Consider the following 10,884-nt stretch of genomic DNA (forward strand, 5'->3'; position numbering starts at 1 on the left):
CACCCATCCGGACGCCGCGCCGCATGCGGTGGCACTCTCCTGAGCCGCCCGATCCTGCCGGGAGATGGGTCGCGCGAACGACTCATCCGGTCCGGGCAGACTCCCCCTAGGAGTCCGCCCGGACCGGCCCGGTCAGCTCGCGCGGACCTCGGCGGCAGCCGCGACGAGGTGTCGGAGGGACGCCTCGACCTCGGAGTTGGTGCGGGTCTTCAGACCGCAGTCTGGGTTGACCCACAGCCGTCGGGCGGGTACGGCTGCGACGGCCCGGCGGAGCGCGTCGACCACCTCGTGGTGGGGTGGGATACGGGGTGAGTGGATGTCCCACACCCCGGGGCCGACGCCCCGGCGGTAGCCGATCGCGGCGAGGTCGTCGAGGATCTCCATCTTGGAACGGGAGGCTTCGATGCTGGTGACGTCGGCGTCGAGTGCGTCGATGGCGGTGATCACCTCGCCGAACTCGCTGTAGCACAGGTGGGTGTGGATCTGGGTGTCGTCGGCGACGCCGCTGGTGGCCAGCCGGAACGCGCCGACGGCCCAGTCCAGGTACGCCTTCTGGTCGGCCCGACGCAGCGGCAGGGTCTCCCGCAGAGCGGGCTCGTCGACCTGGATGATCCGGATACCGGCGGCCTCCAGGTCGCGGCACTCGTCGCGCAGCGCGAGCGCGACCTGGTCGGCGGTGTCGGCCAGGGGCTGGTCGGTACGGACGAACGACCAGGCCAGGATGGTGACCGGGCCGGTGAGCATGCCCTTGACCGGACGGTCGGTCAGTGACTGGGCATAGGTGGACCAGGCGACGGTCATCGGAACATGTCGGGCCACGTCGCCGTGAATGATCGGCGGGCGGACGCAGCGGGAGCCGTAGGACTGCACCCAGCCGTGCGTGGTGGCCGCGAAACCGTCGAGTTGCTCGCCGAAGTACTGCACCATGTCGTTGCGTTCCGGCTCACCGTGCACGAGCACATCCAGGCCCAGATCCTCCTGCAACCGGATGACCTGCTCCACCTCGGCGCGCATCCGCTCCGTGTAGCCGGCGTCGTCGAGAGTGCCGGCGCGGTGCGCGGCGCGGGCCCGGCGCAGCTCGGCGGTCTGCGGGAACGATCCGATCGTGGTGGTCGGCAGGTCCGGCAGCCCCAACCGTTCCTGCTGGCGGTCGGCCCGCTCCGCGTAGTCGCCGCGGTGCCGGTCGGTGGGGCGGAGCGCCGCCAACCGCCCACGCACGTCATCGTGCCGCCACGCCGGCGGGATGGGCGGCAACGGGGAGGGCAGGTTGGTGGTGCCGTCGCGGAGCGCGCGGCCGAGCAGGACGACCTCGTCTACTTTCTGCCGGGCGAACGCGAGCCGCGCGAACAGTTGCGGGTCGAGGTGGGTCTCGGCGGAGAGGTCGACTGGGACGTGTAGCAGCGAACAGGAGGTGGACACCGCCACGTGGTCGGCCAGTCCGGCGACCGTCGCACCGGTGGCGGCGGCCGCCCGCAGATCCGTGCGCCAGATGTTGCGTCCGTCGACCAGGCCGGCGACGACGGTCTTGCCGCGCAGGGGACCGGCTGCGGCGAGCCGGCGCAGGTTCCCCGGGCCGGCGACCAGATCCAGGCCGACCGCCTCGACCGGGGTGTCCAGCAGTGCCGGCAGCGCGTCACCGAGGTCACCGAAGTAGGTCGCGACGAAGATCCGGGGACGGCGGGGCAGCTCCCCGAGGCGTCGGTAGGCGTGCTGCAGACCGTCGATCTCGGCCGCAGTACGGTCCGCGACGTAGGCGGGTTCGTCCAGTTGGACCCAGGCCACGCCCGCGTCGGCCAGGGCGGTGAGGATCCGGGCGTACGTGTCGACCAGGTCGTCGAGTCGGGCGAACGGATCGTGGCCCTTGGCCAGCAGCAGGAAGGTGGCCGGCCCGACCAGCACCGGTCGGGTGGTGATGCCCAGGTCACGTGCCTGCGCGAACTCGCTCAGCGCCTTCGCCGGGTCCGCCGTGAACACGGTGTCGGGGTCGATCTCCGGCACCAGGTAGTGGTAGTTGGTGTCGAACCACTTGGTGAGTTCCAGCGCTGGTGCGGTATCGATGCCACGGGCCATGGCGAAGTAGGTGTCGAGTTGCCCGAGGCCGAGCCGGGCGAAGCGGCGGGGGACCGCACCGACCGCGACGGCGGTGTCGAGCACGTGGTCGTAGTAGGAGAACGTGTTGGACGGGATCGCGTCGAGGCGGGCGTCGCGCAGCGTCCGCCAGACCTCGGCGCGCAGCCCGGCCGCGACGTCCTCCATGCCTGCGGCGTCCAGCGTGCCGGCCCAGTACGCCTCGACAGCCTTCTTCCACTCGCGGTGGGCGCCGATCCGGGGATAGCCGAGCACGGTGCTCTGCCCGAATGAGGTGGTCACAGATGGTCCTTCCCTCGCGGTGACCGGCGACCACCCGAGAGGAAGACGGATACGCCACGGCGTAACCGGCATTCCGCCCTGGCCCTCCCGAGAGGCCGCCGACGGCGCGCACCGGTGGCACGCGCAGCGCTGGCAGGTCTTCGGACTCGTGGGCGTGACACCTGGTCGCCTACTGGCCGTCGCTTCCCAGACCTTGCGGTCCAGTGCTTCGTTGACGGCGGTCGTTCCCACTCACCGCTGCGGGGCAGTCCCGGTCTCACACCGGGTTCCCTCTTACGACGCCCCATCCGTGGACGGGAGAGGCGAACCAGCACTGTCCGCGATCGTACGCCCTCCCGCCACCTGCTGCGGCCGGCGTCCGAGGCGCGGGACACGATTCGCGCTACTCGGCCTGGGTGGCCAGCCGTCTCGGCTGTCTGTTCGACCTGCGGGTCCTCCGCTTCGCGGACCCGGGCGGGGCAACAGCGCGATGGTCGCCGAGCCGCCAGCGTTTTCACCACTGGTGCGGGCGTCGCACCTTGCGTGCGCATCACTGCCGTAGCTTTCCCGACCATTGCCCTGGAGTGGGTGCCGGTGCTGGTCCGTGCGGACCGCCGGCCCTCACTGAGCTGGGCTCACAAACCGGTCGGCGACGCCCCGTACGCGGAAGATCAATCAGGGAAGAAGCCTGGTGCGGCGCTCGGTACGACGGATGGCCCAGGTTGACGGCAGGTCGTGATGCGACTACCGCTACCGGCCGGTTAGCGTGGCGAGCAGGTACCGCAGCTCCACGATCTGTGTGTCGATTGGTGCGCGGGTCGGGTTGCGGATCAGGTGAGTGTCGCCTGGATGGATGTAGCGCACTGCGGGCCGTTCATCCGTGCCGCCAGCCAGGTCGACGATGAGTAGGGGTACCGGTCCCGCGCGCACAATGTGTTCGTCTTCGGGTCGGGTCCTGAGGCGCTGGATGCGTACGTCGTCGGTGTCCAGGACCGCGGTCAGGGCTGCGCCCTCGGGTGCGTTCTCGGGCCAACCGTCGCTCGTGTCGATGAGGGCTTCAAGTGCTTCTCCCGAGGTGTCCTCGCCGAGGTCGAGTAGTTCGATGAGGCGGTTGCGGTACAGGCTGTGGCCCTGGTTGGTGAGCATGTGTACCGGGGAGACGGGCCGGTAGATGGCTCCGCCCACCTGTTCGTTGATGAACCGGGCTGGGCTGCCGTTGAGCCAGTCCATGCGGCAGGCCGAGGTGTCGAGGCAGAGCACGAGGTACGGGTTGTGGTGCAGGTGCCAGGGCTGGCACTCGCCGGGGGCGAGGGCCAACTCCCAGACCCGTACCCGGGAATTGGCGAGCAGGACCCGCTGCCCGACCTCGCCGAGCACGACGTAGCTGCCATCGGGGGAACGAACGACAGTGCCGGCGCTCATGAGTTCCTTTCGGCAGGAGGGTGCTCGGCCGGTGGCGGCGGGACCTTCAGGTGCGGACGGTCAGTCAGTGGCGGCGAGGGCGGCGATGCGCAGGTAGATCTCCCGGACGATGGCGGGCAACTCCCTACCGGTGTGGTCGCTGGTGATGGCGAGGGCGAGTTCGGTGAGCAGGAGGAAGGCGTGGGCGCGTTCGGCGTCGTCGGTGAACGCTTCGGTGAGCGCCTGGACGCCGGCGAGGTCGCCGCGGTGGCGGGCAGCGACGATCCCCACGGCACGTTGCATCCCGGCCAGCAGATCAGCAGCGTCGGGTGTCATGCGGCGCGGGTGAGGTCCCGCAGCCGGTCGAGCAGCTCCACCGGATCTGCGTCGGCTTTGCCCTGGGCGGACGCGGCGTTGCCACCGCCCTTTCCGGCCAGGAGACTCTTGATCAGGTCGTTGGCTGCCAGGCCGCGTTGCACGCCGGCGGGGGTGACGGCGACGACGATGCTCGCCCCGCCGACGACGCCGACGACGCCGGGGCGACGGCCGAGGTGATCGCGGACCTTTTCGGCGAGACGGCGGGCGTCGCCGGTGGTCGTGATACCGGCGTAGGCAACGCCGTCGAGGTCGACGGCGTTGGCGGCGTACGTGTCGGCGTCCAGGTCGATGAGCCGGCCGCGCAGGTCGTCAGCCTCGCGTTCGGTCTGCTTGAGTCGCGCCAGCAGGGTGGTGATCCGGTCGGGAAGTTCCTCGGGGCGGGCCTTGAGCTGGGCGGCGAGTTGGGTGACGAGGTCGCGTTCGCGGGCCAGATACCGAAACGCCTCGATCCCGGTGACCGCTTCGATGCGACGTTGGCCGGCACCGACCGATGATTCGCCGGTGAGCGCGAGGGAGCCGATCTGCGCGGAGTGCGCGACGTGGGTGCCGCCGCACAGCTCACGGGACCACTCGCCACCGATCTCGACGACCCGGACGGTGTCGTCGTAGGTTTCGCCGAACAGCGCCAGGGCACCCTCCGCGCGGGCTTGTGCCAGCGGCAGGTGGCGGACCTCGACGGGCAGGTCACGGCGGATCGCCAGATTGGCGACCTCCTCGATCTCACTGCGGGTGGTTTCGGTCAGGCCGCCGCGCCAGGCGAAGTCCAGGCGCAGGTAGCCGGGCCGGTTGTACGAGCCCGACTGCAGCGCGTTCGGCCCGAGGACCTGGCGCAGCGCGGCATGCACGACGTGCGTGCCCGAGTGGGCCTGCCGGGCCCCGATGCGCCATTCGGGGTCGACCGCGGCGTGCACCGGGTCACCGACGGCGAGGCTGCCGTCGAGGATCCGGACGGTGTGCGCGATCAGGCCCTTGACCGGTCGCTGGACGTCGATGATCTCGGCGCGCACGTTCGGACCGGTGAGCAGCCCGGCGTCGGAGTCCTGTCCGCCGCTCTCGGCGTAGAACGGGGTGCGGTCCAGTGCGACGGTGACGATGTCGCCGGCCTCGGCGGTGTCGACCGTCGCGCCGCCGGACCAGATCGCGACGACCCGGGATTCGGTGTCGAGCGTTTCGTAGGCCAACCAGTCCGTGGGTCCGTGCGCGTCCAGCACCGTCCGGTAGGCCGACAGGTCGGTGTGGCCGGTCTTGCGGGCCTTCGCGTCGGCCTTCGCGCGGGCGCGCTGCGCGGTCATCAGGGCCCGGAACCCGTCGGCGTCCACGGTCAGGCCCTGCTCGTTGGCGATCTCCAGGGTGAGGTCGATCGGGAAGCCGTACGTGTCGTGCAGTTGGAACGCCTTGTCGCCGGGCAGTGACGAACGTCCGGCTTTCTTGGTCTCGGCGATCGCGGTGTCGAGGATGGTGGTGCCGGCTCGCAGCGTGCCGAGGAAGGCGTCCTCCTCGGCGTAGGCGGTCGAGGAGATGCGGTCGAAGTCGGCGGCGAGTTCCGGGTACGACGGGGCCATGCAGTCGCGGGCGACGGGAAGCAGCTCTGGCAGGGCCTTTCCCTGCCAGCCGAGCAGCCGCATGGCGCGGATCGCACGACGCATGATCCGCCGCAGCACGTAGCCCCGGCCTTCGTTGGACGGGTTGACCCCGTCGCCGATGAGCATGAGCGAGGTACGGACGTGGTCGGCGATGACCCGCAGACGGACGTCGTCGGGGTGGGACTGGCTGGCCGCCTGCCCGGAGTGCACCCCGTACCGTTTGCCGGTCAGGTCGGCGGCCCTGGCCAGAATCGGACGCACTTCGTCGATCTCGTAGAGGTTGTCCACCCCTTGCAGGATCGAGGCGATCCGTTCCAGGCCCATCCCGGTGTCGATGTTCTTGTTCGGTAGTTCGCCGACGATCCGGAAGTCGGTCTTCGACGCCACGTCCGCGATCTCGTACTGCATGAACACGAGGTTCCAGAACTCCAGGTAGCGATCCTCGTCGACCTCCGGGCCGCCCTCGGCACCGTAGGCTGGGCCGCGGTCGTAGTACAGCTCGGAACAGGGACCCGCCGGGCCAGGGATGCCCATCGACCAGAAGTTGTCCGCCTTGCCTCGCCGCACGATGCGCTCGACCGGCACGCCGGTCTTGAGCCACAGGTCGTAAGCCTCGTCGTCGTCCAGGTAGACCGTCGCCCAGATCCGCTCCGGGTCCAACCCGAAGCCACCCTGCTCCACCGGGGTGGTCGACAGCTCCCACGCCAGGGGTATCGCCCCGGCCTTGAAGTAGTCGCCGAACGAGAAGTTGCCGTTCATCTGGAAGAACGTGCCGTGCCGGCTGGTTTTGCCGACCTCGTCGATGTCCGGCGTCCGGATGCACTTCTGCACCGATGTGGCCGTCCGGTAGGGCGCGGCCTGCTGGCCGAGGAAGTAGGGGACGAACTGCACCATTCCGGCGTTGATGAACAGCAGGTTCGGATCCGAGATCGCGGGCAACGGTGCCGAGGGCACCACCGTGTGTCCGTTGGCCTCGAAGTGTGCCAGGAAGCGCCGCTTGATCTCCGCCGTCTGCACAACGCCCCCTTATTACATCATCCTTGCAACTGCATTATATTGGCAGGAGGGTGAGGTGGTTCGGGACGCCCCCACGGTCGACCGTCCCGCTCGATTGCCCGTGGTGCGGCGCGGCCAGCGAGCCGCTGGTGGTGACAGCGGGTAGGCGGCCGCGCGAGCTCGGGGTTCCGGTCGGTGCCGCCGGCACGTCTGGTGGCGCCGGCGGCACCGACCGGATGACCACCGCCGTCAGCTGTCGGGCGGGGTGGCGGTGACGGCGACGAGCAGGGACAGTTCCCGCACGAGATCGTCCATGGACTGGCCGCTCTGCGCGCGGAGCAGCCCGAGGCTCAGGTCCGCCAGAAGGTAGAAGCCGAGGCTCTTGGCCTGCTCGGAACCGAACGCGGCGAGTAGCTCCTCGGCGCCGCCGAGGTCACCGCGATGCTTGGCCGCGATGACCCCGGCGGCGCGTTGGACCAGCTCGGCCGCTGCCGGGGTGGGGCTGGTCACGCCGATCAGATCTTTGGCGTGGTGGCGCGGGCGGCGTCGAAGCGGGCTATCACGTCCGACCAGTTGACCAGGTTCCACAGCCGGTCGACGTAGTCCGGCCGGACGTTCTTGTACTGCAGGTAGTACGCGTGCTCCCAGGCGTCGAAGACCAGCAGCGGAATGGAGCCCTGGCCGACGTTGCCGTGGTGGTCGTAGACCTGCTCCACGATCAGCCGCTGTCCGAGCGGTTCCCAGGCCAGCACGCCCCATCCGGAGCCCTGCACACCCTTGGTGGCGGCGGACAGCTGCCCGGCGAACGCGTCGAACGTGCCGAAGTGCTCCTCGATCGCGGCGGCGAGCTCGCCGTCGGGACGGTCACCGCCGTCCGGGGAGAGGTTGCCCCAGAAGATCGTGTGCAGCACGTGCCCGGACAGGTTGAACGCGAACGTCTTCTCCAAACCGACAAGCGTGGAGAAGTCCCCCTTCGCCCGGGCTTCGGCGAGCTGCTCCAGGCCGTCGTTGGCGCCCTTGACGTAGGTGGCGTGGTGCTTGTCGTGATGCAGCTCCAGGATCTGCCCCGACATGGCCGGCTCCAGGGCGCCGTAGTCGTAGGGCAGATCGGGCAGGGTGTAAACCGCCATCAGAACTCCTCGGGGTTGCTGCCAAGTTGATGCTCTTGCCACTACTTTGCAATAGAACCGGGGATCGTGCGGGGAGGAGCGGCGGTTGACCACATCGGAGACCGAGCGGGTGAACGCCGCGGTGCAGCGATTACGCCGAGCTGGCCTGCGTAACACCGCGGCCCGGCGCGGAGTACTCGACCAACTCGCCCATGCCGTAGGCGGCCGCGGGCATCTCACCGTGAACGAGCTGTATCGAGCCCTCCTCGCCCGTGGTGTGGCCGTGGAACTGTCAACGGTGCATCGGGTGCTGCGGCAACTGGTCGAGCTGGGCATCGCCCACACCGTGCCGGTCGGCAGGACGACGACCTTCGGGCTCGCCGACGACGCCCATCACCACGCCGTCTGCGGCACCTGCGGCGACATGCGGCAGTTGCCGGCCGAGGCCGTCGCGGCGAGCGTGGCCGCCGCCCGCGCGGTCGGGATCGACACAGAACTGTCCGGCCAGCCCGGCGGTGTCGTGGTCTACGGGCGGTGTGCGCGGTGCCTAACAGCGGCCGGCTGAGGACCGCACCCGCCGGTACGCCCCCCTCCCCGGTGTCGGTCGGACCCGAGCGTCCGGCACGCGCTCGCCGCACCGGCGTGGGCAACCGCGGCGGCCTGACCGACAGCTACTCGCTGGCCCTCCGCGCGACGGCACTTGCCAACACACAACTCGAAGACCGCACGGACGCACAGGCACTGCTGGCGGGCCAGCCTCTGCTCCGCGAAGTCGTCACGGAAGCCGACCTGCACACACTGCGAGTGGCGGGGCACCGACTGCGCGAGGTGTTCCAGACCGTGGCAGCCGGCCATGAGCAGGAGGCGATCGACCGGCTCAACGGCCTGCTGACCCGTCATCGGGTCCGGCTGATGATCTCCGGTACCTGCGCGGTCGACTGGCATATCCATGTCGCCGCGTCCGGCACCCCTGCAGCCGAGTACCTTGCCGCCGCCCTGTGGGGATTCGCTGTGTGGCTGTGTGAACGGGGCATCAACCGGCTGGGCGTCTGCGCGGAACCTCGATGCCACAGCGTGTTCCTCGACGACAGCAGCAACCGATGCCGCCGGTTCTGCTCCGAGCGGTGCGCCACCCGCAACCACGTCCGGGCCCACCGCGCCAGACGCCGCGCCACCCACCCTCCGACCGTCGCCCGACCAGACCCCGTGCACAGCCAACAGGATCACCCAGCAGGAGAACCCATACTGCCAAGAGTTGGCAATTGCCTATGATGTGCAACTGTGCAGACCTCGACCGGCACTCCGCGCCCGATCACCCGTTACGGCACCCCTGTGCTGCATCGCCGCTGTGTCGAGGTGACCGACTTCGACGACGCCCTCGCCCAGCTCGTCGCCGACATGTTCGCCAGCATGTACGCCGCCCACGGCGTCGGTCTGGCCGCCAACCAGATCGGTGTGGACGCACGGATCTTCGTCGTCGACTGCCCCGACGCCACCGGTACCCACACCGTCGCCACCGTCATCAACCCGGTTCTGCACCTACCCGAGCACCGCGAGTTGGTGACCGACTCCGAGGGCTGCCTTTCCGTGCCCGGCCAACACGCCGACCTGGCCCGCTGCGCCACCGCCACCGTGACCGGCTTCGACGTCCAAGGCCAAAAGATCCGGCTGGACGGCACCGGCACCCTCGCCCGCTGCTTCCAACACGAGGTCGACCACCTCGACGGCCTCGCCTACGTCGACCGGCTTCCCACCAAACTCCGCAAACAGATCCTCGCTGCCAGCGCCGAACACCCCTCCGTCGGTGCCGGCACGGCGCAGGACGCCTGACCGATGCCGGTCGTCCTCGGCATCGAAACCTCCTGCGACGAGACCGGCGTCGGCATCGTCGCCGACGGCGTCCTGCTCGGCGACGCCCTCGCCACCAGCATGGACGAACACGCCCGCTTCGGCGGCGTCGTACCCGAAATTGCCGCCCGCGCCCACCTGCACGCCGTCACCCCCATGGTCCGACACGCCCTCGACCGCGCCGGGATCAGCTTCAGCGACATCGACGCCGTCGCCGCCACCGCAGGCCCCGGCCTCGCCACCGCCGTGCAGGTAGGCCTCGCCGCAGGCAAGGCATACGCCCTCAGCCTCGGCGTACCCCTCTACGGCGTTCACCACCTCGCCGGCCACGCTGCCGTCGACACCCTCGAACACGGGCCCCTACCCCGCCGCTGCGTCGCACTCATCGTCTCCGGCGGACACACCTCACTCCTCCTGCTCGGCGACCTCGCCCGCGACCCCGTCATCCACCTTGGTGACACCGTCGACGACGCCGCCGGCGAAGCCTTCGACAAAGTCGCCCGCCTCCTCGGACTGCCCTACCCCGGCGGACCCGCCATCGACCGCATCGCCCGCGACGGCAACCCCGACGCCATCAGCTTCCCCCGCCCCATGACCAGCCCCCACGACCCGCCCTACCAATTCTCCTTCTCCGGCCTCAAAACCGCGGTAGCCCGCTGGATCGAGAAGAACAGCGACCGACCTGTTGCCGTGGCCGACGTCGCCGCATCGTTCCAGGAAGCCGTCGCGGACACCCTCACCCGCAAAGCCCTCACGGCCTGCCGTGACCACCAGGCCGACACGCTGCTCCTTGTCGGCGGTGTCGCTGCCAACAGCCGAGTGCGGCAACTCGCCGAACAACGCTGCGCCGCCGCCGACGTGCGGCTACGCGTACCGTCACCCCGGCTCTGTACCGACAATGGCGCCATGATCGCCGTCGTCGGCGACCTCCTCACCCGCGCCGACATCGCACCGGACCGACTCGACCTCAGCGCAGACCCGTCCGCCGTTCTACACGGCGCGCTCCTACACGGCCCACGCGGAACCGCGTAGATTTCCGGGCGACCCGACCCGACCCGGGGGGCCAAAAGAATGGGGTCTGTCAAACACGAACGGCCCTGTCTCACATTCGGTGGTGACGGAGTGTCGTGAGGGTCGTTGACCCTGGCGTGAAGGATGTCGATGGGCTTGCGCGGGCGGTGTTCTCGGGTCTTTCCCCGCTGGTCATAGAGGATGTGGTC

Annotated in this window: 10 protein-coding genes and 1 riboswitch; of the genes, 4 read left to right on the plus strand and 6 right to left on the minus strand. The window is 69.7% G+C overall.

Annotated elements, in window-relative coordinates:
• Positions 1-132: 132 nt before the first annotated feature.
• The 6 genes from metE to GA0070558_RS29725 form a co-directional block, all read right to left on the minus strand.
• Positions 133-2,370, minus strand: a complete 2,238-nt coding sequence (gene metE, locus GA0070558_RS29700) for a 5-methyltetrahydropteroyltriglutamate--homocysteine S-methyltransferase (protein ID WP_091285969.1) — start codon at positions 2,368-2,370, stop codon at positions 133-135.
• A 114-nt stretch (positions 2,371-2,484) separates the two neighbouring features.
• Positions 2,485-2,697: riboswitch (cobalamin riboswitch) on the minus strand.
• A 402-nt stretch (positions 2,698-3,099) separates the two neighbouring features.
• Complete coding sequence (locus GA0070558_RS29705; protein WP_176734439.1) at positions 3,100-3,771, minus strand: hypothetical protein; 672 nt, start codon at positions 3,769-3,771, stop codon at positions 3,100-3,102.
• Positions 3,772-3,831: 60 nt separating this feature from the next.
• Entirely contained in the window at positions 3,832-4,086 is a 255-nt protein-coding gene (locus tag GA0070558_RS29710; protein WP_141722363.1) for a superoxide dismutase, read from the minus strand.
• Positions 4,083-6,728, minus strand: a complete 2,646-nt coding sequence (gene alaS, locus GA0070558_RS29715; protein WP_091285976.1) for an alanine--tRNA ligase — start codon at positions 6,726-6,728, stop codon at positions 4,083-4,085. The genes GA0070558_RS29710 and alaS overlap by 4 nt, the downstream gene beginning before the upstream one ends.
• 228 nt (positions 6,729-6,956) lie before the next feature.
• Positions 6,957-7,217, minus strand: a complete 261-nt coding sequence (locus GA0070558_RS29720) for a hypothetical protein (protein WP_091285980.1) — start codon at positions 7,215-7,217, stop codon at positions 6,957-6,959.
• 5 nt (positions 7,218-7,222) lie between these two features.
• Positions 7,223-7,837, minus strand: coding sequence for a superoxide dismutase (locus tag GA0070558_RS29725; RefSeq protein ID WP_091285983.1), 615 nt, complete (start codon positions 7,835-7,837; stop codon positions 7,223-7,225).
• 109 nt (positions 7,838-7,946) lie between these two features.
• Between GA0070558_RS29725 and GA0070558_RS29730 the strand changes: the two genes are divergently transcribed.
• From GA0070558_RS29730 to tsaD, 4 genes are all read left to right on the plus strand, one after another.
• The gene (locus GA0070558_RS29730) at positions 7,947-8,381 is read left to right on the plus strand and encodes a Fur family transcriptional regulator (protein WP_218107131.1); all 435 of its coding nucleotides are present in this window, start codon (positions 7,947-7,949) and stop codon (positions 8,379-8,381) included.
• A gap of 95 nt (positions 8,382-8,476) precedes the next feature.
• Positions 8,477-9,088, plus strand: coding sequence for a CGNR zinc finger domain-containing protein (locus tag GA0070558_RS29735; protein ID WP_439709651.1), 612 nt, complete (start codon positions 8,477-8,479; stop codon positions 9,086-9,088).
• 9 nt (positions 9,089-9,097) lie between these two features.
• Positions 9,098-9,646 (plus strand): peptide deformylase, encoded by a 549-nt coding sequence (def, locus tag GA0070558_RS29740; protein ID WP_091285991.1) that lies wholly within the window; start codon positions 9,098-9,100, stop codon positions 9,644-9,646.
• Positions 9,647-9,649: 3 nt separating this feature from the next.
• Positions 9,650-10,696 carry a tRNA (adenosine(37)-N6)-threonylcarbamoyltransferase complex transferase subunit TsaD gene (tsaD, locus tag GA0070558_RS29745; protein ID WP_091285994.1) on the plus strand — a complete coding sequence of 349 codons (1,047 nt, stop codon included), beginning with the start codon at positions 9,650-9,652 and terminating at the stop codon, positions 10,694-10,696.
• Positions 10,697-10,884: the final 188 nt, after the last annotated feature.

It is taken from the genome of Micromonospora haikouensis (assembly GCF_900091595.1).
In the GTDB taxonomy this organism is placed as follows: Bacteria; Actinomycetota; Actinomycetes; order Mycobacteriales; family Micromonosporaceae; genus Micromonospora; species Micromonospora haikouensis.